Origin of the sequence: Lentzea flaviverrucosa (genome assembly GCF_003350445.1) — a bacterium.
GTDB classification, from domain to species: Bacteria; Actinomycetota; Actinomycetes; order Mycobacteriales; family Pseudonocardiaceae; genus Lentzea; species Lentzea californiensis.
In genome coordinates this window covers 198551-220979 of record NZ_QQAU01000015.1, presented here as the reverse complement: position 1 = coordinate 220979, position 22429 = coordinate 198551, and the positions used below count along the sequence as shown (strand labels likewise).

The 22429-nt window shown below is 69.4% G+C and carries 21 protein-coding genes; 10 read left to right on the top strand and 11 right to left on the bottom strand.

What is annotated here, in order from left to right:
- The first annotated feature begins 87 nt into the window (after positions 1-87).
- Positions 88-2331, top strand: coding sequence for a sensor histidine kinase (locus tag DFR72_RS36390; protein ID WP_170176568.1), 2244 nt, complete (start codon positions 88-90; stop codon positions 2329-2331).
- 50 nt (positions 2332-2381) lie between these two features.
- Complete coding sequence (locus DFR72_RS36385; RefSeq protein ID WP_143086926.1) at positions 2382-4532, top strand: sensor histidine kinase; 2151 nt, start codon at positions 2382-2384, stop codon at positions 4530-4532.
- On the opposite strand, the gene DFR72_RS36380 is transcribed toward DFR72_RS36385, so the two are convergent.
- Positions 4516-5523 carry a ketoacyl-ACP synthase III family protein gene (locus tag DFR72_RS36380; RefSeq protein WP_090070939.1) on the bottom strand — a complete coding sequence of 336 codons (1008 nt, stop codon included), beginning with the start codon at positions 5521-5523 and terminating at the stop codon, positions 4516-4518. The genes DFR72_RS36385 and DFR72_RS36380 overlap by 17 nt on opposite strands.
- 5 nt (positions 5524-5528) lie before the next feature.
- The gene (locus tag DFR72_RS36375) at positions 5529-6116 is read right to left on the bottom strand and encodes a flavodoxin family protein (protein WP_090070937.1); all 588 of its coding nucleotides are present in this window, start codon (positions 6114-6116) and stop codon (positions 5529-5531) included.
- Positions 6117-6224: 108 nt separating this feature from the next.
- Between DFR72_RS36375 and DFR72_RS36370 the strand changes: the two genes are divergently transcribed.
- Positions 6225-6830, top strand: a complete 606-nt coding sequence (locus DFR72_RS36370; protein ID WP_090070935.1) for a response regulator transcription factor — start codon at positions 6225-6227, stop codon at positions 6828-6830.
- Positions 6831-6851: 21 nt separating this feature from the next.
- Here DFR72_RS36370 and DFR72_RS36365 read toward each other — a convergent pair whose 3' ends face one another.
- The 3 genes from DFR72_RS36365 to DFR72_RS36355 are packed head-to-tail and all read right to left on the bottom strand — an operon-like array spanning position 6852 to position 9188.
- Positions 6852-8069 (bottom strand): NAD(P)/FAD-dependent oxidoreductase, encoded by a 1218-nt coding sequence (locus DFR72_RS36365; protein ID WP_090070933.1) that lies wholly within the window; start codon positions 8067-8069, stop codon positions 6852-6854.
- Position 8070: 1 nt separating this feature from the next.
- Entirely contained in the window at positions 8071-8850 is a 780-nt protein-coding gene (locus DFR72_RS36360; RefSeq protein WP_090070931.1) for an SDR family NAD(P)-dependent oxidoreductase, read from the bottom strand.
- Positions 8851-8864: 14 nt separating this feature from the next.
- Positions 8865-9188, bottom strand: a complete 324-nt coding sequence (locus DFR72_RS36355; RefSeq protein WP_090070928.1) for a 2Fe-2S iron-sulfur cluster-binding protein — start codon at positions 9186-9188, stop codon at positions 8865-8867.
- Between the two features lie 171 nt (positions 9189-9359).
- Here DFR72_RS36355 and DFR72_RS36350 point away from each other — a divergent pair, with 171 nt between their 5' ends.
- Positions 9360-10778, top strand: coding sequence for an alpha/beta fold hydrolase (locus DFR72_RS36350; protein ID WP_170176567.1), 1419 nt, complete (start codon positions 9360-9362; stop codon positions 10776-10778).
- Positions 10779-10831: 53 nt separating this feature from the next.
- Here the strand turns inward: DFR72_RS36350 and DFR72_RS36345 are convergent, their stop codons facing one another.
- Together DFR72_RS36345 and DFR72_RS36340 are read right to left on the bottom strand one after the other, a co-directional pair.
- Positions 10832-12064: a cytochrome P450 gene (locus DFR72_RS36345; protein WP_090070924.1), complete on the bottom strand. Its 1233-nt coding sequence runs from the start codon at positions 12062-12064 to the stop codon at positions 10832-10834.
- Positions 12065-12094: 30 nt separating this feature from the next.
- Positions 12095-12853, bottom strand: a complete 759-nt coding sequence (locus DFR72_RS36340; RefSeq protein WP_090070922.1) for an SDR family NAD(P)-dependent oxidoreductase — start codon at positions 12851-12853, stop codon at positions 12095-12097.
- A gap of 99 nt (positions 12854-12952) precedes the next feature.
- On the opposite strand from DFR72_RS36340, the gene DFR72_RS36335 reads away from it, so the two are divergent.
- On the top strand, positions 12953-13282 hold the full coding sequence (locus tag DFR72_RS36335) for a hypothetical protein (RefSeq protein ID WP_143086925.1): 330 nt from the start codon (positions 12953-12955) through the stop codon (positions 13280-13282).
- Between the two features lie 47 nt (positions 13283-13329).
- Here the strand turns inward: DFR72_RS36335 and DFR72_RS47595 are convergent, their stop codons facing one another.
- The gene (locus DFR72_RS47595) at positions 13330-14343 is read right to left on the bottom strand and encodes an MDR family NADP-dependent oxidoreductase (protein WP_090070920.1); all 1014 of its coding nucleotides are present in this window, start codon (positions 14341-14343) and stop codon (positions 13330-13332) included.
- A gap of 14 nt (positions 14344-14357) precedes the next feature.
- Entirely contained in the window at positions 14358-15572 is a 1215-nt protein-coding gene (locus DFR72_RS36325) for a cytochrome P450 (RefSeq protein ID WP_143086924.1), read from the bottom strand.
- A gap of 124 nt (positions 15573-15696) precedes the next feature.
- Here DFR72_RS36325 and DFR72_RS36320 point away from each other — a divergent pair, with 124 nt between their 5' ends.
- Together DFR72_RS36320 and DFR72_RS36315 are read left to right on the top strand one after the other, a co-directional pair.
- Positions 15697-16821, top strand: a complete 1125-nt coding sequence (locus DFR72_RS36320) for an epoxide hydrolase family protein (protein ID WP_090070916.1) — start codon at positions 15697-15699, stop codon at positions 16819-16821.
- A complete protein-coding gene (locus DFR72_RS36315) occupies positions 16818-18224 on the top strand; it encodes an MFS transporter (protein ID WP_090070913.1) in 1407 nt (468 codons plus the stop codon). Before DFR72_RS36320 ends, DFR72_RS36315 begins: the two co-directional genes overlap by 4 nt.
- Before the next feature lie 46 nt (positions 18225-18270).
- On the opposite strand, the gene DFR72_RS36310 is transcribed toward DFR72_RS36315, so the two are convergent.
- Positions 18271-19479 carry a cytochrome P450 gene (locus DFR72_RS36310; RefSeq protein WP_170176566.1) on the bottom strand — a complete coding sequence of 403 codons (1209 nt, stop codon included), beginning with the start codon at positions 19477-19479 and terminating at the stop codon, positions 18271-18273.
- Between the two features lie 143 nt (positions 19480-19622).
- Between DFR72_RS36310 and DFR72_RS36305 the strand changes: the two genes are divergently transcribed.
- Positions 19623-20459 (top strand): NAD(P)H-binding protein, encoded by an 837-nt coding sequence (locus tag DFR72_RS36305; protein WP_090070909.1) that lies wholly within the window; start codon positions 19623-19625, stop codon positions 20457-20459.
- Positions 20460-20522: 63 nt separating this feature from the next.
- Here the strand turns inward: DFR72_RS36305 and DFR72_RS36300 are convergent, their stop codons facing one another.
- Entirely contained in the window at positions 20523-20915 is a 393-nt protein-coding gene (locus DFR72_RS36300; protein WP_147290346.1) for a hypothetical protein, read from the bottom strand.
- A 230-nt stretch (positions 20916-21145) separates the two neighbouring features.
- Here DFR72_RS36300 and DFR72_RS36295 point away from each other — a divergent pair, with 230 nt between their 5' ends.
- Together DFR72_RS36295 and DFR72_RS36290 are read left to right on the top strand one after the other, a co-directional pair.
- Positions 21146-21370, top strand: coding sequence for an acyl carrier protein (locus DFR72_RS36295; protein ID WP_090070905.1), 225 nt, complete (start codon positions 21146-21148; stop codon positions 21368-21370).
- Positions 21371-21379: 9 nt separating this feature from the next.
- On the top strand, positions 21380-22420 hold the full coding sequence (locus DFR72_RS36290; protein ID WP_090070904.1) for a ketoacyl-ACP synthase III family protein: 1041 nt from the start codon (positions 21380-21382) through the stop codon (positions 22418-22420).
- Positions 22421-22429 lie beyond the last annotated feature (9 nt).

The window sequence follows — 22429 nt, the reverse complement described above, 5'->3', positions numbered from 1 at the left end:
AATTCCCAGGATGCGCCCGTATCATGGCCGCGTCCCGACCCTCGCGTGGGAGCTGCTGCTGTGACGCAACGACAGGAACGCTCATCGGTGTCCCGTCGTTTGGCGTACGTCGTGATCAGCGTGGTGTTCGCCAACTACCTCGGCAACGCCTTCTTCTACGTGCTGCAGGTGTCGGCCACGCTTCCCCGGATCGTGTCCTCGCTCGCCTGCCTGCTCACGATCGGGTTCCTCCAGTTGCGGGTGTTCTCGCGGCCGGGAGCGGACCTCCGTTCGGGCCGGGCGTACCTGGCGCTGGGCGCGATGGCGGCCCTCGTCTACGTGCCGATGTACTTCTTCCCCGCCGCCTGGCCGGGCATGCCGGGCTTCCTCGCGGGCAGCGCGCTGCTGGTGCTGCCGAACCGCGTCAGATGGCTCGCGTTCGCCCTGGTGGCGCTCAGCAACAGCCTGATCCAGACGTTCTACCAGCCGGCTTTGCCGTTGCTCGGCCAGATGTACTACGTGGTGACACCCATGGTCGCCGGCCTGGTCGTCTACGGCCTGTCGCGGCTGCCGTCGCTCGTGCTGCAGCTGGAGACGGCCCGCTCGGAGCTCGCCGAGCTCGCGGTGTCGCAGGAACGGCTGCGATTCGCCCGCGACCTGCACGACCTGCTCGGGTTCAGCCTCTCGGCGATCACGCTGAAGGTGGAGCTGGCCCGCAGGCTGATCGGTGAGCACACCGACAGGGCGTTGCGTGAACTCGCGGAGATCCTCGGTATCGCCCGCGAGGCCCTGACGGACGTTCGTGCGGTGGCTTCGAGCTATCGCGAGCTGTCGCTCACCGACGAGATCGAGTCCGCGCGGTCCGTGCTCACGGCCGCGGGTGTCGGCACGACGATCGAGACGGACCACGCCGACCTGTCGCCGCGGTCGAGGACCGCGCTCGCCACCGTGCTGCGCGAGGGCGTGACGAACCTCCTGCGGCACAGCGACGCGACCCGGTGCTCGATCACGATCAGCGGCACCGACCAGTTCGTGTCGATCGACATCGTCAACGACGGCGCGCCTGCCGAAGTCGGTACCGAGCGCGGCAGCGGCCTGGCGAACCTCGCCACCCGCACCACCGCGATCGGCGGCTCGCTGCTCGCGCAGGCCAACCCGGACGGCACCTACCGCCTGCACGCCGAGGTGCCGGTCGACCCGGTGCCGGAGGAACCTTCGGGACGGCGCCGGCGCCTGGCGGGCCCGACGATCGCCACGAAGTTCGCCCAGGTGCTGGTCACGTCGGTGGTGGTCGGCTACGTCATCACCACGGCCACGCTCGTGCTCAACGAGTACGTCCGGATCGGCACGACCGGCATCGTGCTGGCGTCGGCCGGTGTCGCCGGCACCGCGGCGCTCGTGCTGGGTCTGGTGAGCCGTCCGCGCGTCCGGCTGAGCGTGGCCAGGCGCTTCGGGGTGCTCGCGGCGCTCGCCGTGTGCGTGTACGTGCCCCAGGTCGTGTACGGCAATCCGTACCTCGGTCTGCCGGGCTTCCTCGCCGGCTCCGTGGCGCTGATCCTGCCGATGCGCGCGGGCTGGCCCGCCGCCATCGCGGTGGTCGCCGGGCAGGGCGTCATCTTCGGCGCCTACGGGTTCGGCGCGGTGGACATCGCCTACGGCGTCATGGCCACGACGAACCACGGCCTGGTGCTGTACGCGTTGTCCCGGCTGCGGTCGATGGTGACCGAACTGCACGAGGCCCGCGAGGAGCTGGCGGCGGCGGCGGTCACGCAGGAGCGGCTGCGGTTCGCGCGCGACCTGCACGACCTGCTCGGCTACAGCCTGTCCGCGATCACGTTGAAGAGCGAGCTCACGCACCGGCTGGCCTCGATCGACCCCGGCCGGGCCCGCCAGGAGCTCACCGAGGTGCTGGAGATCTCCCGGCAGGCGCTGGCGGACGTGCGGTCGGTGGCGTTGAGCTACCGCGAGCTGTCGTTCGACGAGGAGACCCAGTCGGCGCAGGCGCTGCTGTCCGCGGCCGACATCGCGGTGACGGTCCGCATCGACGCGTGCGACCAGCTGCCCACGGACGTGAAGGTGACGCTCGCGACGGTGCTGCGCGAAGGCGTCACGAACCTCCTGCGGCACAGCAAGGCCGAGCACTGCGAGATCGTGCTCTCCAGCTCGAGGCACCTGGTCACGATGGACATCGTCAACGACGGGATCCCCTCGATCGAGCGGAGGTCCCGTGACGGCAGCGGGATCGGCAACCTGACCACGCGCGTCCGCGCCCTCGGCGGCGACCTGCACGCCGGGCTCACGCCCGAGCACACCTACCGGCTGCGCGCCGAGATCCCGCTGCCGTTCAACTGAGGCCCCTGCGGAACGGGTGAATCCGCAGGTCGCGGGCCTATCATGCCGCCGTGGCACGAAGACCGGAGCACTCGGCGGTGTCCTCCCGGCTGGCGTACGCCGTCGTGAGCGTGGTGTTCGCGAACTACCTCGGCAACGCGTTCCTCTACGTCCTGGAAGCCGGTGCCACGCCGGTGCGGATCGCGAGCTCACTCGCGGTCCTGCTCGCGATCGCCTGCCTGCAGCTCGGGGTGTTCTCCCGGCCGGGCACGAACCTGCACTCCCCCTGGGCGTACGCGGCACTGGGCGCGCAGGCACTGCTGGTGTTCGCGCCGGTGCCGTTCTTCCCCACGGCGTGGAGCGGCATGGTGGTGTTCCTCGCGGGCAGCGTGCTGCTGGTCCTGCGCGGCGGCACGCGGTGGTTCGCGTTCGCCGCCGTGTCGGTGGCCAACCCCCTGAGCAAGACCTCGTACGACATCCCGCCGAGCGTGTTGGGCTACTACACGGCGTCCTCGCTGACCGCGGGTCTCGCCGTCTACGGCCTGTCCCGGTTGCCGTCGCTCGTGGCCCAGCTGGAGACGGCCCGCTCGGAGGTCGCCGACCTGGCCGTGACGCAGGAACGGCTCGGGTTCGCCCACGACGTGCAGAACCTCCTCGGTCTCAGCCTCGCCGCGATCGCGCTGGAGGCCGGACAGGCCCGCCGGATGATCGGCGACCACACCGGCCGGGCGCTGGAGAAGACCGCGCGGATCATCGCCGCCTCCCGCGAGGCGCTCACGGACGTGCGGGCCGTGGCGTCGAGCTACCGCGGGTCGTCGCTGGCCGACGAGATCGAGTCGGCCCGGTCCGTGCTGACGGCGGCCGGGATCGTCACGACCATCGAGTCGGACGCCCCAGAGCCGTCACCGAGGTCGCGCACCGCGGTCGCGACGGTGCTGCGCGAGGGCGTCTCGAACCTCCTGCGGCACAGCGGGGCGACCCGCTGCGAGATCACGATCAGCGGAGACGGCCGGACGGTGACGATCGACGTCGTCAGCGACGGCACGTTCCGGCTGCACGCCGAGGTGCCGGCCACGACGGAACCGGCGCGGCGGCCGTTGTTCGCCGGTCCGCCCATCGCGACCCGGTTCGCGCGGGTGCTGCTCGCCGCGGTGGTGGCCGGGTACGGCGTCATGGCGACGCTGCTGGCCGCGTACTACCTGCCCGCGATCGGCTTCGGCGGGATCCTGGTCTGCGCGGTGAGCGGCGCGGTGACCGGGGCCCTCGTGCTGGGCTTCGTGAGCCGCCCGCACGTCCGCCCGGCCCTCGGCCACGCGGCGCTCGCCGGGATCGCCGTCTGCGTGTACGTGCCCCAGTTCGCCTACGGGCACCCGTACCTGGGCGGTGTGCCGGGCTTCCTCGCGGGCGCCGCGGTGCTGCTCCTGCCGCGATGGGCGGGCTGGGCCGCGTTCGCCGTGGTCGTCGCAGGCCAGGGAGTGCTGCAGGCCGTGTGGGGCTACCCCCAGAGCGACGTGGTGTGGGCGCTGATGGCCACGACCAACCACGGACTCGTGCTGTACGCGCTGACCCGGCTGCGGTCGATGGTGACCGAACTGCACGAGGCACGGGAGGAGCTCGCGACGGCGGCGGTGACGCGGGAACGGCTGCGGTTCGCGCGCGACCTGCACGACCTCCTCGGCTACAGCCTCTCGGCCATCACGTTGAAGAGCGAGCTCACGCACCGGCTGGCCTCGATCGACAGCGGCCGGGCCAGGCGGGAGCTCGCCGAGGTCGCGGAGATCTCCCGGCAGGCGCTCGCGGACGTCCGGTCGGTCGCGCTGAGCTACCGCGAGCTGTCGTTCGACGAGGAAACCGTTTCGGCACAGGCGTTGCTGTCCGCGGCCGACATCGAGGTGACGGTCCGGATCGACGCGCACGAACTGCCCGGCGACGTGCAGGTGACGCTCGCGACCGTGCTGCGCGAAGGCGTCACGAACCTACTGCGGCACAGCAAGGCCGAACACTGCGAGATCACGCTGTCGTCGTCACCGGACCTCGTCGCGCTGGACATCACCAACGACGGAATCCCCGCCGTTGAAAGGAAGTCCTCCGACGGCAACGGGATCGGCAACCTCACCACCCGCGTCCGCGCGCTCGGCGGCGACCTGCGCGCCGGTCCGACCCCCGAGCACACCTACCGGCTGCGCGCCGAGATCCCGTTGCCCGTCACAGCATCTCGATGACCGCGCAGCCCCAGCTGTAACCGGCGCCCACGCCGAACATCACGATCCGCTGACCGGACTTCGCCTTGCCGGTCTGCACGAGGTGGTCGAAGCTCGCGAACTGGTCGCCGGCGCCGAGGTGCCCGACCGTGCGGCTCCAGCTCCACGTCGTGCGCTCCGGCTCGATGTCGTACGGGCGCAGGTAGTTCACGTCCAGGCGGCGGCGGCCGAAGTGCGGCAGGATGATCCAGTCCGCGTCACCGATCTTCATGTCGGCGTCGGACAGCGCCTGCTCCACGGCGAGCGCCTGGCCCGCGTTGGCCTTGTTGATGCCGTAGGAGAGCCCGAACTCGCGGCTGAACGTGTGCTTGGCCTCCTCGAAGTCCACCGGGATGCGGTGCGAGAACGGCGCGAGGCCGAACGGCACGTCGCCGCGGTGCAGCGGCTCCAGGTCGGAATCAGCGTTGATGGCCAATGAAAGCAGTTTCGCGTAGCCGCCGCGGGTGGACAGCACGAGAGCCGACGCACCGTCGCCGTAGGGCGTTCCGGGGTCGGTCCTCCAGCGGTCGATCCCCGGCAGGCAGAAGCGGTCGGAGGACGTGAGGAGGGCGTCCCTGCCGGGACGGGCGATCAGGTAGGACACCGCGAGGTCCATCGCGGCCAGGCCGCCGTTGGACATCTGCCGGATCTCCAGCGCCAGGCACGAGTTCCGCACCGTCTCGCGCTGGATGTAGGAACCGACCGGCCAGAGGTCCTGGCCCTGGTGGTAGGTGGTGGCGTGCAGGATCAGGTCGACGTCGTCGGGAGCGGATCCCGCCCGTGCCAACGCGACCCGTGCCGCCTCGACCGCCATCTCGGCCGCGGACTCGTGCGGGGACACGGACACGGACTCGACGTCCGTGCGCGCGACGAGCTTCGGCTCGCAGTCCCCCGACGCGATCGCGTCCGCGACGTTCAGCGTCGAGGGCAGGCGCACACCGCTGCCGTTGACGAAAACATCCTTCACTCGCACCGCGGTCAGACCTCCTTCAGCGCGCGTGCCACGCGCACGACGCGTTCCGCCTGGATCTGGGCCGCCTGCAACGCGATCTCGTCGACCGGCACGTTGCCCGCGCCCAGGACGTGAGAGGTGCCGTAGGGGTTCAGGTCTCCTCCCGGCGGCACGATGATCCCGCCGAAGTGGCAGACCATGTTGTAGATCGACACGAGCGTGGTCTCCATGCCCCCGTGCAGGCTGCCGCCGGAGGTGAAGGCGCTGTACACCTTGTCGGCGAGCAGGCCGCTGAACCAGGCGGGCCCCAGCGTGTCGATGAACTGCTTGAGCTGCGCGGACACGTTGCCGAAGCGGGTCGGCGTGCCGAAGACGACGGCGTCGGCCCACAGCACGTCGTCGACCGAGGCGATGGGGACGTCCGCGGTCTCCTCCAGGTGCGCCGCCCAGGCCGGCCGGGACCGCCACGCCGCCTCCGGAGCCAGCTCCGCAGCCCGTACCAGCCGCACCTCGGCGCCGTGCTTCTCGGCCGCCTCGGAGATCTCCGTGGCGATCCGGTGAATCGTTCCCGTCGAGGAGTAGTACACGACTGTCACGTTGACGCTGCGTTCCATGACGCATCCCTTCGCGAGGCAGCTCGGTTCACCCTTGCCGGGCCGCCTTGATGTGGCGTGGAGCGCGACATGAACGTTGGGAGATATGGTGTCGCGCGGAGGGGCGCGATGATCAGGGTTCTGCTCGCGGAGGACATGCACATGGTGCGCGGTGCTCTCATCGCGCTGCTCAACCTCGAACCGGACATCGAGGTCGTGGCCGAGGTGAGCTCGGGCGACAAGATCGTGCCGGCCGCTCGCCAGCACGGTCCCGACGTCTGTGTGATCGACATCGACCTGCCGATCCTCGACGGGCTGAGTGCCGCGTCGACGATCCGCGAGACGATGCCGCAGGTCAGGACGTTGATGCTGACGTCGCTGGGCCGTCCGGGGACGTTGCGCAGGGCGTTGGCGGCCCGCGTGGACGGGTTCCTGCTCAAGGACGCGCCGCCGACGGAGCTCGCCGACGCGATCCGCCGGGTCGCCGCCGGGGAACGCGTCGTGGACAGCCAGCTCGCCCTGGCCGCGTGGGACCGCGGCGAGTGCCCGCTGACCGACCGCGAGCTGGAGGTCCTCCGGCTCGCGGCGAACGGCGCCGACGCGCCTGACATCGCTGTCGCGCTGTCGCTTTCGGTCGGGACCGTCCGCAACTACATGACGACGATCATGACCAAGCTCAACGGGCGCAACCGGGTGGACGCCATCCGCATCGCCGAGGAAGCCGGCTGGCTCTGACGGCTCTGCGGACGGCATCTCTCAGGCTGCCTTCTGCTGGCTGGCGCGCAGGTCGAAGCCCGGCTGGGCGACGATCTCAGGGGTGAGCGAGTTGCCGCCCTCGAGGATCCGGCGCCCCATCAGGAAGTCGATCGGCCGGTTGTAGGCCTCGATTCCAATCAACCTGTCATTTTTGAAGCAGAACACCGAGAACCGGCCCTCCGCCGGGTCGCCGACGGTGACCGTGCGGTCGTGGCCGTTGGTGAGGCCCGCGGTCTGCAGCTTCACGTCGTACTGGTCGCTCCAGAACCACGGCAGGGCGGTGTAGGGCTCCGCGCTGCCCATGATGGCCGCCGCGACCGTGGTGCCCTGGTCCGTGGCGTTCTGCACCGATTCCAGGCGGATGAGGCCGCCGGCGTGCGTGCTGGCGAACCGCGCGCAGTCGCCGACCGCGTAGACGCGCGGGTCGACCGTGCCGAGGTGCGCGTCCACGACGATGCCGTTGTCGACGGAGAGCCCGGCGCGCTGGGCGACCTCGGTGTTCGGGATGACGCCGATGCCCGCGACCACGAGGTCCGCGACGAGCACCGTGCCGTCCGCCAGTTCCACCAGGCCTTCCCTGACGGCGGCGACGCCCGTTCCGGTGAGGATCTGGACGCCTTCGCTGCGGTGGCGGCTGACGAGGTGCTGGGCCGTCTCCGCGGACACCGCCCGTTGCATCACCTGCGGCTGCGCCTCGACGACGGTCACCTCGTGGCGCAGCTTCCGCACCACGGCGGCGAACTCGAGCCCGATGAACCCGCCGCCGATGACGACGACGTCGAGCCCGATCTGGCCGTCGAGCCGCTGCCTGATCGCGTCCGCGTCGGCGACCGTGCGCAGGTTCAGCACGTGCTCGGCACCGGGGATGGGCAACGGCCGCGGCCGCGCTCCCGTCGCGAACACCAGGTGGTCGTAGCTGATCGTCCGGGCACAACCCAGCACCGCCACCCGCGCCTGGCGGTCGACCCCGATCACCCGCTCGCCGCGCACGAGCTTGATGCCGTGGTCCTCGTAGTACGAGTCCTGCCTGAGCACCAGCCCGGCGAGGTCGGTCTCCCCCGCCAGGTAGGCCTTGGTGAGCGGCGGCCGCTGGTACGGCGCCGCCTGCTCGTCACCGATGAGCGTGATCGGTCCGCGGTGTCCCTGCTCGCGCAGGGACACCGCGACCTGGCAACCCGCCTGCCCGGCCCCGACGACGACTACCGACTCGCCGCGCATGTCAGTAGTTGCCCAGCCCGCCGCAGACGTTGAGCGCCTGTGCGGTGATCGAGGACGCGGTGTCCGTCGTCAGGTACGTCACGAGACCGGCGACCTCTTCCGGCGTGCTGTACCGACCCAGCGGGATCTTGGCGTTGAACTTCTCGAGGACCTCTTCCTCGGTGACGCCCCAGTGGTTCGCGTACCCCTGGCGCACCCGGCTGGCCATCGGCGTCTCGACGTAGCCGGGGCACACCGCGTTGACGGTGATGCCGGACTTCGCGAGCTCGATGCCGACGGCCTTCGTGAAGCCGACGACGCCGTGCTTGGACGCCGAGTAGGGCGCGGCGAACACGACGCCCTGCTTGCCGCCGGTGGAGGCGATGTTGATGATCCGGCCCCAGGTCTGCTCGACCATCTTGCCGGTGGACAGCACCTCTTTGGTGAAGCGGAAGACACCGTTGAGGTTGGTGTCGATGACGTCCAGCCAGAGGTCCTCGTCCAGCTCGGCGGTGATGCCACCGCCACCGCGTCCGGCGTTGTTGACGAGGATCTCGATGGGCCCGAACACGTCCACGGCCTTCTGCACCGCGGCGCGGATCTCCTCCGTGGACGTCACGTCGGACGACGCGCCGTCCGCCTCGATGCCCTCTTCACGGAGCTGCTTCACCGTGGTCTGGACGTTCTCGGCGTTGCGGGCCACGACGAAGACCGCGTGCCCCTCCTTGCCGAGGCTGCGCGCGACCTCGAGACCGATTCCACTGGTGGCGCCCGTGACCAGGGCGACCCGTCGCTGGCTCATGCTTCTTCTCTCCCTCAGAGTTGCTTCTCAGGCATGTGCACGACGAGCCCGTCCTGCTCCTCGGTCACGGGGATCTGGCAGCTCAGCCGGCTGTTCTCCTTGCGCTCACAGGCCGTGAAGTAGAGGAGCTCGTCCTCGACCTGGTGCATCTGCGACAGCGGCTTGGTGTTCTCGGGGTCGACGTACACGTGGCACGTGCCGCACGAGGCTCCACCACCGCACTGGGCGACGATTCCCTTGATGCCGTTGAGAACCGCGCCGCGCATCACGGTGTCGTTCTGGGCAACGTCGACAACGGTCTCAACCCCGTCGTGCGCTACGTAAGTGATCTTTGGCATGGCAGTTCTCCCACGGATCTGCGGCTCGCCGGACGAGGTTCACCTTGAACGGCGGCGCTTTGCACGTGGTGGAGACCACCTTGAGCGTTGTGCCCGTGCTGCTCCGCTGGCATTCGAGCCCTTCTTGCGACTCTGCGGTGTCGGCGTACACCCACACGCGGAGGTTCCACCGTGCCCCTCAAGGAGTTCTACGACCAGCAGGTGAACTGGTCACCGCCGTTCGAGGACGGCCTTGAACGCGCGACGGTCGTCGTGCCACGCGACTATTCCGACCCGGACGGCCCGAAGCTCACCATCGCCGTCGCCCGCCTCAAGGCGACGGACCCGTCGAAGCGGCGCGGCGTCCTGCTGGCCGTCAACGGCGGACCCGGCGGTGACGGTGGCGACGGCCTCGGGCTGATCAAGCGCCTCGGCAAGCGGGTGCGGACCGCCTACGACCTCATCGGGTTCGACCCGCGCGGCTACGGCGAGTCCACCAAGCTGTACAGCGAGGTGACGATTCCCAAGGCGCCCTTCGACTCCCGGCCGCCGGACTCGTTGTTCGAGCAGCTGGCCGAGGACATGCGGCTGCGCGAGCTCGGCTGCGAGAAGGGCGGCGGTGAGCTGCGCCCGCACATCACGACGCGCAACACCGCCCGGGACATGGACCTGATCCGGGTCGTGCTGGGCGAGGAGAAGATCTCGTTCGTCGGGTACGCGTACGGCACGTACGTCGGCGCCGTCTACGGCACGATGTTCCCGGAGAACCTCGACCGCACGGTCCTCGACTCGTGCATCAATCCACAGTGGACGTGGCGCGAGCAGTTCGTCACGCAGGCGGAGGCGGTCTACCGCAACGTCGCGCTGTGGGCGGAGTGGACCGCGCAGCGCGACGGGCACTTCCACCTCGGCACCAGCTCCGAGCAGGTCATCGCCGAGATCGAGGCCGTCGTCGAGAAGCTCGAGGAAGGCGACCAGATCCAGCTCCGCACGCTGTTCGACGGCGCGGTCGGCACGCGGTCGACGGACCGGGCGCAGTGGGACTCGCTGGGCTACCTCATCGGCGACCTCCGCACCACGTTGCAGGACGCCAACTACGACAAGGCGCGGTCGCTGATCGTCGGGCAGGCCACGTGGCGGCCGCAGGACTCGGAGGGCGACCTGCGGGTCGGCGTGCTGGAGGCCATCACGCTGGAGACCTACTGGCCGCAGGACCTGGAGGTCTACTACGCCGACGTCCGCAAGCACCGCGCCCAGCACCCGTACGGCTACGGCGTGCTGCGGGCCCAGCCGTGGGTCGGCGCGTTCCGGACGTTCGAGAGCCTGGAGCCGCCGACGAAGCTCGCGCAGCCCGGCTACCCCAAGGGTCTCGTGGTGCAGGCCGACGGCGACCCGATGGACCGCGTCGAGGGCGGCATCGAGCTGGCCGCGCTGCTGGACCACCCGCTCGTCCTCGTCGAGGACTCCGGCGACCACGAGGTGTACGGGCTGGCGGGCAACGAGGTTCTCGACTCGCTGGTCGACGACTACCTCGTCGACGGTGCGCTGCCGGCGAGCAAGCACACCAGGGTTCCCGGGCACGTGCAGCGCCCGAACATCCCGAAGGACTGACGGCACAACGCAAAGGGGCCCCGCACCGAGGTGCGGGGCCCCTTTCGCGTTCTCTAGTCCTCGGCGGGGAGGTCCCAGGTGACCGGCAGCTCCCAGAGGCCGTAGATCACGGCGCCCTCCTTGCGCGGGATCTCCAGGAACGGCTTCGCCAGGCGCAGCGACGGGATGCGCTGGAACAGCGTCGACCACACGAGCTGCATCTCCAGGCGGGCGAGGTCGGCACCGATGCAGTGGTGCAGGCCGTGGCCGAACCCGAGGTGCTTGCGGGTGCCGCGCTCCAGGATCAGCTTCTCCGGCTCCGGGAAGATCTCCGGGTCGCGGTTGCCGTTGAGGCCCAGGCACAGGATGCCGTCGCCGGCCTTGATGGTCTTGCCACCGATCTCGATGTCCTCCAGCGCGACGCGCGGGATGGCCGTGTCACCGATGGTCGCGAGGCGCACGAGCTCCTCGACTGCGGGCTCGATCATGCCCTCGGGGTCGTCCAGCAGCAGCTTGAGCTGGTCGGGGTTCTCCAGCAGCGCGGCGGTGCCGAGCGACAGCATCGAGGCCGTGGTCTCGTGGCCGCCGTTCATCAGGAGGCGGATCATGTTGAACAGGTCGCGGCGCGTGTACTCCTCGCCGGACGCGGCGTACTCGGCCATCGCGCGGCTGAGCAGGTCCTCGCCGGGCTCCTGCTCCTTCTGCGTGATCAGCTTGTCGACGTAGGCGTTCACCTCGACGATCGCGGCCTGGCGCTGCTCGGGCGTCGAGTGACCGCCGAGCAGACACGTGCCGTGCTCGATGAAGAAGTCGTGCTCGTCCTGCGGGATGCCGAGCAGCTCGCAGATGACCGTCATCGGCACGGCGAGCGAGAACTCGCGGTGGAAGTCGATCGGCGGCGTCATCGTGAGGATCTTGTCGATGTACTCGTCGACGATCTCCTGGATGCGCGGGCGCAGCCGCTTCACCTGGCGGTTGGTGAACGTCACGGCCGCCTTGCGCCGGGTCTTGGTGTGCTCCGGGTTGTCGTAGCCGATGAACGACGTCTCGGTGCGGAACTCCGGCGGCGCGATGAAGTAGAACGGGAAGTTGTCGTGCTTGCGCGAGGCGCTGATCCGCGGGTCCGTGAGGAGCTGCTTGATCGTGTGGTAGCCGCTGATCGTCCAGATCCGGAGCCCGGAACCGGTCAGCGTCACCTCGACGACGTCTTCCTCGGCCATCTCGGTGTACTGCGCGGGCGGCGTGAACGGGCATGTGCGCTTGTACGGGAACGTGTCCACACCTGGCTCGGTGGCGCTGCTGGTCATCTGGGTCTTCCTCCTAGTCGAGAAGTTGGCTCACGCCAGGTCAGCGCCGCCATCGAGCGTGATGACTTGACCGGTGACCCACGAGCTCGCGGGCTCGGCGAAGCGGGTGATCCACGGAACGACGTCGTCGACCTCGCCGGTGCGCCCCAGCGGCGTCTGCGAGGCCTGGAAGCCGAAGTAGCCCTCGACCTCCTCGGGGCTCAAACCGTTGGCGGAGTAGACCTCCGTGCGCACCGCGGCAGGGGCGACCGCGTTGACGCGGATGCCCTGCGGGGCCAGTTCGAGGGCCCAGCTGCGCACGAGGCTGTCCACGGCAGCCTTGCTGGCGCCGTACACGCCACCGCCCGGCACCGCGATGTGCCCGGCGTTGCTCGAGACGAACACGATGCTGCCGCCCGGCGAAGTCAGCTGCGGCAACAGCTTGGCGGTCAGCACCAGCGGGCCGACCAGGTTGGTCTCCAGCACGTCGCGCGCGGTGGCGAGGTCGAAACCGGCGACCGGCGTGAAACGGAAGATACCGGCGTTGTGCACCAGCACGTCCACCTTGCCGCCGCCCAGTTTCACGGCGTCGGCGACCTTCTGGGCGCCTTCGTCCGTCGTCACGTCCGCGACGACGGCGGTGATGGCGGGGTGCAGTGCGACGACCTCGGTGAGCCGGTTCTCCCGGCGGCCTGTGATGATCACGTTCCCGGCGCCGAGGTCGGCGAACGCCAGCGCCGCCGCGCGGCCGATGCCGGTTCCCCCACCCGTCACGACGACCTGCTGTCCGGCAAATGGTGCGTCCGACATGACGCCTCCAGCTTCTTTCCACTCGGTAGGGCAGTCACCGTCAACCCTGCTGGTTGAACCTTGAGTCCAGGTCTAGCTGGGGCGGAAACCCTGGGGAGCATGGGAATTCTTGCGGTGGGCAGGTGGCGCGCACGGGTCGGCAGACCCGGCGGCGACACGGAGAGCGAGTTCGAGTTCGCGCGCGACGGCACAGCGGCGCTGGTCGTGGGCGGAAAGGGAGCCGGGACGTGGACCCAGACGGGTCCCGACACGTTCAGCTACCGGATCCAGGAGGAGCTGACCGAGGCTCCGGGCACGATCGAGATCGCACAGGACGCCGTGCTGCGCGGCGACGAGTTCGTCAGCAACGGCAACGCGGTGGTGCGCCTCGCGAACGGCACGACAGCACGTGAGGCCGCGATCCGGATCACGGCGCAAAGGCTCGGATGACCTCGAAGGGGGCGCCAGTGAAGGCGCCCCCTTCTACAACACGCGCGTCAGGAGCACTTGACCGTCACGTTGCCGGTGTACTTGCCCGCCAACAGCGACAGCAGCGCCTGCGGCGCGGTCTTGACCCCGCCCTCGTCGACGATCGTGTGCGGGAAGACGAACTTGCCCTCCTGCAACCACTGTCCGAAGTGGACGACCCAGTCCTGGATCTGCTCCGGCAGGTGGTAGCAGGCGAACGGGCGGATCTCCAGGTGCTTGGTGATCGCCGTCATCAGGTCGATCCGCGGGTGCTCGGCCGTGCCGTCGTTCTGGTTGGCGAGCGCGCCGCACAACGCGAAGCGGGCGTGCGGGCGGGCCGCCTGGATGGCTGCCTCGAACTGCTCGCCGCCCACGTTGTCGAAGAACACGCTGATGCCGTCGGGAGCGAGCTCGCGCAGCCGGTCGGCCGCGGGGCCGTCCTTGTAGTTGAACGCGGCGTCGAAGCCGAGCTCGTTCACCAGCCAGTCGACCTTCTCCTGGCTGCCGGCCGAGCCGATCACCTTGGCGCCACGGGCCTTCGCGATCTGCCCGGCGAGCGACCCGACGCCACCGGCGGCACCGGTGACGAACACGACGTCACCCTCGCCCGCCTGCGCGATGGTCGCCATGCCGTAGTAGGCCGTCGGCCCCTGCGACAGGAAGTAGACCGGAGAAGGCACGTAGTGCGGGTTCTGCTTGATGAACTGCTGCGCCGGCCCGGACCAGTACTCCTGCCACGGCCCGAACGACTGCACCAGGTCCCCGACCTCCAGGTCGGGGCTGTTCGACTTGACCACGGTGCCCACGCCGCCGGCACCGGCCGGCTCGCCGACCTTCCACGGCGGCACACCGGGGATCTGGCAGTCGGACCTCATGAACTCCTTGAAGGCGGCGGCCACCGACACGTAGTCGACGCGCACCAACACCTCACCGTCACCGGGCTCGGGGACGGCCACCTCGACGACGTCGAAGTGCTCGAGGGTCAGGTCGTCCTCGACGTGCTTGGCGAGCCTGACCTCCCACTGCTTCTCGGGGATGCTCATGGCTCTCCTTCTGTCTATCCCCAGGTGACGGGGAGGCTGACGAGTGAGTGGTTGATCTCGCCCTGGTGCCACACCAGGTCCTCGTACGGCACGGCGAGCCGGAGGTCCGGGAACCGGCGGGTCAGGCCTTCGATGGCGATCGCCATCTCCATGCGCCCCAGCTGCTTGCCGAGGCAGTAGTGCACGCCGTGCCCGAACGCGATGTGCGGGTTCGAGGCGCGGTCGATGTCGAGCTGCTGAGGGTTCTCGAAGACGTCCTCGTCGCGGTTCGCCGACGACAGCACGAAGAACACCGCGTCGCCCTTGGCGATCTTCTGCCCGCCGAGCTCCAGGTCCTCCGCCGCGATGCGGTGGAAACCCGTGGTGTCGGTGGCGAAGAGGTTGACGTGCCGCAGGAGCTCCTCGACGGCCGCGGGGATCAGCGACGGGTCGGCGACGAGCCGCTGCCACGTGTCCGGGTGGTCGTGCAGCAACGCCAGCACCGAGTTGGAGATCTGGTTCGCGGCGGTGTCGAAGCCGGCGCCGATGAGGGTGAACGCGAACGTCACCAGCTCCTGCTCGCTCAGCTTGTCGTCGTTGTCCCGCGCGGAGATCAGGTCGGACAGCATGTCCTGGCCGGGCTTCTCGCGCTTCTGCGCGATCAGGCCCATGACGTACCCGGCGAGCCGCCCGAACGCGCGCATCGGCGCCTCGGGGTCGTTCTCGTCGAACGTCGCGAACGCCCGCGCGTCCGTCTCGAAGATCTTCAGGTCGTCGGTCGGCACGCCGAGCAGGTCGCCGATGATCGTGAGCGGCAGCGGAACGCACAGCGCTTCGACGAGGTTGACCGGCGCGCCCTTGAGCTCGATCGCGTCGAGCAGCTCGTCGGCCACCTTCTGCACGCCCGCACGCATCGCCTCGACCTTGCGGACGGTGAACGCCCCCATGACCAGCTTGCGCAGCCGGGAGTGCTCGGTCCCGTCCAGCGAGATGATCATCTCGGGCGTGGTGGTCATGGCGCCGCCGACCTGGGGAGCACCCTCGACGCACGTCAACGCGCGGCTCAGCCTGGAGTCGGCGAGCCCGGCGCGAACGTCCTCGTACTTGGTGATCACCCAGGTCGGCGTGCCGGAGTTGGTGGGTACCTTGGCAACGGGGCACTCGGCGCGCAGCTCGTCGTACTTGGGGTCCGGGCCGCGGTAGGAGGAACCGCTGAACGGGAACTCCTCGTCCAGTTCAAGGGGCAGCACGCAGAACACCTCCGGGGATCACTGTCGGCCTGGCCTCGCGCCGAACAGTGCTACGCGCACCTCGAAGGCGGCTCGAAACCTGGATGTCGACCGGGATTTGAGCCCCCGTACCTACCTTCGCGCCATGGACACTGCACTCGTGCCGTTCCGGGTCGAGGTTCCCGACTCCGAACTGGCGGACCTCACCCGGCGGCTGGCAGCGACCAGGTGGCCGGACGCGGAGACCGTGGACGACTGGTCGCAGGGCATGCCGCTGGCCTATGCCAAGGAACTGGCCGAGCACTGGGCAGGCGTCTACGACTGGCGCGCCACGGAAGCCCGTCTCAACGCCATCCCCCAGTTCAAGACGGAGATCGACGGCGTCGGCATCCACTTCCTGCACGCGAAGTCGCCGCACGCCAACGCGAAGCCGTTGCTGCTCACGCACGGCTGGCCGGGGTCGGTCGCGGAGTTCCTCGACGTCATCGAACCGCTCACCAACCCGCCGGACCCGGCCGACGCCTTCCACGTCGTCGCGCCCTCGTTGCCCGGCTACGGTTTCAGCGACAAGCCGACCGGGACCGGCTGGACGCTGGAACGCATCGCCGCGTCGTTCGTCACGCTGATGGGCCGCGCCGGCTACGACAGGTTCTACGCGCACGGCAACGACTGGGGCTCGTTCATCACGGGCATCCTCGGCCACATCGCGCCGGACCACGTCGAGGCCATCCACCTCGTGATGCCGTTCGCTCCGGCGCCCGAGGCCGAAGTCCAGCTGACGCAAGAGGACTACAAAGGACTCGGTGCGCTCAAGGAGTTCGCCGCCAAGGAGTCCGCCTACGCGGCGGTCATGAACACCAAGCCGCAGTCGCTGGCATACGGCCTGACCGACTCCCCCATCGGTCAACTCGGCTGGGCCGGCGAGAAGTACTGGTCGTGGAGCGACCACGACGGGGACGCGGAGAAGATCATCTCTCGCGACCGGATCCTCGACATGGTCTCGGTGTGCTGGTTCACCGCCACGGCCGCGTCGTCGGGCCGGTTGTACTGGGAGAGCTACAACAAGTCGCCGCTGACCCAGGTCGGCGTGCCGACCGGCTTCTCGGTGTTCCCGGCCGACGCGCGGATGCCCAAGGCGTGGGCGGAGCACCGTTTCACCGATCTGCGCTACTGGAAGGAGATGCCGTCCGGCGGCCACTTCCCCGCGCTGGAGAACCCCGTCGTCCTCGTCGAGGAGCTGCGGACGTTCTTCCGCCTGGTGCGCTCATGACGGCCACCCTCGACAAGCCGGGCACGAAGCTCGGCCTCGTGCTGGCCGTCTGCTGCCTGGCCCAGTTCATGAACGTGCTGGACGCGTCGGTCATGAACGTCGCCCTGCCCTCGATCTTCGAGGAGCTGAGGTTCGAGCGGCACGACCTGCAGTGGGTCAACAGCGCGTACACGATCGCGGTGTGCGGCTTCCTGCTGCTGGGCGGACGGCTCGCCGACCTGTTCGGCCAGCGCCGGGTGTTCCTCTTCGGTGCCGCCCTGTTCACGGTCGCGAGCGCGGTCGGCGGCATGGCGACCTCGCCCGGCGCCCTGATCGCGGCCCGCGGGTTCCAGGGCCTGGGCGCGGCCGTGATGGCACCGGCGTCGCTGACGGTGCTCGGCACCACGTTCCGCGATCCCACCGCCCGCGCGAAGGCCTTCGGCTGGTGGAGCGCGGTGTCCGGCACGGGCGGGGCGGCCGGCGTGCTGCTCGGCGGCATCGTCACCGAGTCCCTCGGCTGGCGCTGGGTGCTGCTGATCAACGTGCCGCTCGGCATCGCGCTGGTGGCCATGATCCGCGGCGCCGTGCCGGAGACCCCGAGCAACGGCGGGCGCAAGGCCCTCGACGTCCCCGGCGCATTCACCGTGACACTCGGCCTGATGGCGCTGGTCTACGGCATCGCGCAGTCGCACGAGCTGGGCTGGAGCTCCTGGCAGGTCGCCGGTTCGCTGACGCTGGCCGTGGTGCTGTTCGCGTTCTTCCTGCGCCAGCAGACGGTGTCCGACCACCCGCTGATGCCGCTGGGCATCTTCCGCAACCGCGCGGTGACGGCGACGAACATCGTGGCGTTCTTCGCGATCGCCGCGCTGTTCAGCACCTTCTACTTCCTGACCCTGGTGCTGCAGCAGGTGATGGACTTCAGCGCGCTCCAGACCGGCCTCGGCTACCTGCCGCTGTCGATCGGCATCGCGCTGGGCGGCTTCGGCGTGGCGAGGATCGTGCCGAAGATCGGCCCGCGGCCGGTGCTGATCGCCGGTCTGCTCACGGCGACCGTCGGCCTGCTGTGGGTGTCCACAGCGGACGAGAACTCGACGTTCCTGGGCTCGATCCTGGTGCCGACCACCCTGCTGGGCCTGGGGATGGGCGCGGTGCTCAACGCGACCACGAACGCCGCCACCTCCGGTGTGCCGCGCGAGCAGGCGGGCCTCGCGTCCGGTCTGCTCAACACGATCCGCCAGATGGGCAGCGCGATCGGCCTGGTCGTGCTCGCGACGATGTCGTCGGCCCGCGCGGACTCGTTGCTGGCTCAGGGCGAACCGCTGCGGCACTCGCTCGGCTCCGGCTACGGGCTCGCGTTGCTCGGCGCCGCCGCCTTCACCTTCTGCGGCGCGCTGGCAGCACTCGCCGTGCCCCGCAAGAAGTAGTCCGCACGGTAGAAGGCCCCCGGTCGTCCCGGGGGCCTTCCGCGTTTCAGAAACCCTTGCCGTGCAGGTCGACCGGCAGTGCGACGAGCCGGTGGTTCATGTCGGCCTGCTGCCACTGCAGGTCCTCCTCGGCGACGGCGAGCCGCGCGGCCGGGAAGCGCCGGGTCAGTTCCTCGAACGCCGTGGTCAGCTCGATGCGCGCGAGCGGGGCGCCGAGGCACCGGTGGATGCCGTACCCGAACGCGAGGTGCGCGTTGTCGGTCCGCGTGAAGTCGAGCGCGTCGGGATCGGTGAACAGCGTCTCGTCCCGGTTCGCCGAGTTGGTCGACACGAACACCGCGTCGCCCTTGGGGATCGTGACCCCGAACAGCGTCACGTCCTCCGTCGCGATCCGCGGCAGGCCGGTCGTGTCGTTGGTGGACAACGTGATCCACCGCAGGAGCTCCTCGACCGCCGCCGGCACCTCCTCCGGCCGCTCCCCCAGCCGCACCCAGGTGTCGCGGTGGTGCCCCAGCAACGTCAGGACCGAACTGGCCAGGTGGCAGGCCGTGGAGTCGCCGCCGGCGCCCAGCAACGTGTATCCGAGGCCGATGAGTTCGCCGACCTCCAGCTTGTCGTCGCCGATGCGCGCCTCGGTCAGCGCCGACAGCACGTCGTCACCGGGTGCCGCCATCTTCCCGAACACCAGCCCGGCCATGAACTCGCCGAGCTGCTCGCCCGCCGCGGCCGCCAGTTCCGGCGCGTCGACGGCGGCGAACTCGCGGATCAGCCGTGCGAACGTGTCGCGGTCGCCGGCGGGCACACCCAACAGGTCGCTGATCGCGATGATCGCCAGGGGGAACGTGAACTTGCCGAGCAGGTCGACCGGTCCCTCGAGGGCCTCCTCGTCGGCCTGGTCCAGCAACGCTGCCACCAGCTGCTCGATTCTTGGTCGCATGGACTCGATGCGGTCGGCCGAGAACGCCTGCGAGACGAGGTCGCGCAGTCTCGTGTGGGCGGGCGGGTCGAGCGAGATGATCATTCCGGGCGGCGCCTGGAACAGTCCGGGGAAGGTCGGCGCCGCCGGTTCGTAGGACGCCGCACGGGAGAACCGCACGTCGTCGAGCACCACGCGGACCGCGTCCTGCGTGGTGGCGATCCAGCAGTGACCACCGCCGTTCGCGGGCAGGCGCACGACAGGGCTCGACGCGCGGAACCCGGCGAACTCCGGCGCCGGACCGCGGTAGCTGGATCCGGGAACGGGAAAGGAAACCACCGTGCGCTCCTCGCGACTCTGGGGAATGTTTCCGCAGGTTAGGAGCCTTGGCCTGAAGCCCGATCTAGTGCCGTTCGAGTGACCGGGTGAACGCTGAGCGTGATCGCCCATTCCAGGCGACCCACCCAGTCCGGGAGATTCACATGACCATCCTCGTCACCGGGGCGCGCGGCAACGTAGGCCGTCGCGTGCTCCAGCGGCTTTACGCGGCGGGTCACAGCCTCCGCGCGTCCGGCCGGAACCCCGCGGAACTCGACGTCCCAGAAGGTGTGGAGACCGTCGCGCTCGACCTCAACGACCCGGAGACGTTCGTCGCGGCCCTCGCCGGTGTCTCCAAGGTGCTGCTCTACGCGGAGCCGGACGGCATCGTGAAGTTCCTCGACGAGGCCGAGAAGGCCGGCGTCGAGCAGATCGTGCTGCTGTCGTCGAACACCGTCGGCCTGCCGGGCGCGGACCAGGACCCGCTGGCGCACCACCACGTGCTCGTCGAAGAGGCCGTGGTCGGCTCGGGTCTGAACTACACGATCCTGCGGCCGGGCGCTTTCATGAGCAACGCGTTCGGCTGGAGCTACTCGCTGCAGCAGGGCGACACGATCGACCAGGTCTTCCCCGAGGCGCAGGTGGCCCCGGTGCACGAGGACGACATCGCCGACGTGGCCGTGGTCGCGTTGACGGAGAAGAAGCTGCAGGACGAGATCGTCGACCTCACCGGTCCCGAGTCGCTGACGTTCCGCCAGGAGCTGGAGATCGTCGGCGAGGTGCTCGGGCGCAAGCTCGTGATCAACGGGCTGACGCGCGAGGAGGGCGAGGCGCAGATGAGCAACTTCGTGCCGCCGCCCGTGCTGACCTCGCTGCTCAACCAGTGGGAGGCCGCGGTCGGCGTCGTCGCGGACACCAGCGCCACGGCGGAGCGGATCACCGGCAAGCCGGCCCGCACGTTCCGCCAGTGGGTGGAAGAGCACGCCTCGTTCCTGGTGTGACCCGCGCGGACCAGGAGTCGGGACGAGGGCGGCGGACCCGTCCCGACTCCGTCCGCGCGTGCGCTAGACGCGAGCCATCGTGAACGTGATGTTCGAGGTGCCCAGGTTCGTGCCGTCCGCGAGGAAGAACGTGGACGGGCCGGAGCTGGTGAAGTTGTTCGGTCCACTTTGGACGGCGTCCTGGTCGAAGTCCACGTACGCGAAGTAGGCTCCGTTCTCGTCGTAGACCTTCTCGCCGCGGAACTTGTAGTGGAACGTGTTCACGCCGGTCGGCCACCAGGTGCCCTGGGTGGTGGTGTTCTGCTCATTGGTGACGAACACCTTGCCGTTGGCCTTGAACTGCAGCTTGGTCGGGTGGTCCCCGTCCGTCCGGGTCACGTACCCGGTCCACGTGCCGACCGGTGTGCAAGTCGCGTGCGCCGCGGTCGTCATGCCCGTCAAGGCGAGCAGGACCACGGCTGTGATCGCTCCTGTGCGTGCGAAGGCCGAACGTTTCGGAGTGAACGTCTGCATCTGCGTGGCTCCTGATCCGGGTTGCGTGCGACGGACGCGCGCTACCGTGGGCGCCCTTCCTCGACGCAAACTTCAGAACGGCTCGAACGCGCGGTTTTCCGTTGCGGCCCAAGCTCATCTCGACTCGGGTAACGCAAAGTTTTCGTTACTCATGAGCTGACAGGGAGGACGCCGTGGCCGAACGCGAGACAGAGCTCTGCGATCTGTTCGGGGAGGTGCTCGGGGTACCGGGGATCGAGCCTGACGACCACTTCTTCGATCTGGGAGGCCATTCGCTGCTTGCGTCGAAGCTGGTCAAGCAGGTCCACGAGCGGTACGGCGTCCGCGTCCCGTTGCGCAGCTTCTACGAGGACCCGACGGCGCGCGCCGTCGCCAAGCAGCTGGACCAGGCAGCCTAGGAGTTCGAGATGCGATGGAATGACCTGTACATCGCCGGTGTGGGCACATATCTGCCCGAGCAGGTCGAGACGGTGGACGACGCCATCGCGGCCGGCCGGTACACAGAAGAGAAGAAGGCCATGAACGGCTACCGGGAGCTGCGGGTCGCCGCTCCCGGTGAGACCGGGCCCGTCATGGCCGCGAAGGCCGGTCTGGAAGCGGTGGAGCGCTCCGGCCTGAGCCCGCTCGACTTCGGCCTGACCGTGCACGCCTCCCTGTCCCACCAGGGCCTCGACCTGTGGACGCCGGCGAGCTACGTGCAGGCCAACACCGTCGGCGGCACCGGACCGGCCTTCGAGGTCAAGCAGGGCTGCAACGGCTTCATGGCCGCCGTGGACCTGGCCGCCTCCTACCTCTCCTCGCACCGGGACCTGCCGGCGGCGCTGGTGACCGCGGGCGACGCGTTCCACCTGCCCTACTTCGACCGGTGGGCCTCGGAGGAGCAGAACGTCAACGGCGACGGCGCGGGGGCGTTCGTCCTGTCGAACCGTTCCGGCTTCGCGCGGATCCGCTCGATCCACTCGCACGCCGACTCGACGCTCGAGCAGATGTCGCGCGGCTACCAGGAGTGGACCACGGGGCCGTTCGCGGACGGCCAGACCCTGCAGCTCAACAGCGGCGTCGAGGACTTCCTGCAGAACGCCGACGTCGACCTCGACGACATGATCGCGCGCATCGGCGGCGGAGTGCGGCACTCGCTCAAGATGGCGCTGTACGAGGCGGAGATCGAACTCGCCGACGCACGTTTCTTCCTGCACCAGCAGCTCGCGGAGACCATCGTCACGCACGGCATCTGCGGACTGCTCGGCGTCGACCGCGCCTCCACCACGTACGACTGGGCCAAGCAGTACAGCATGGTCGGTACCGCGGACATCGCCCTGGGACTCGACCACGTGCTGGCCGAGCGCGACCCGCGGCCGGGTGACCTGGTCGTCCTGCAGTCCTCCGGCGCGGGGTACGTCTGGACCGCGGCCGTGATCGAGATCCTCGAAGTTCCCTCCTGGGTCTAGAGAACGCGG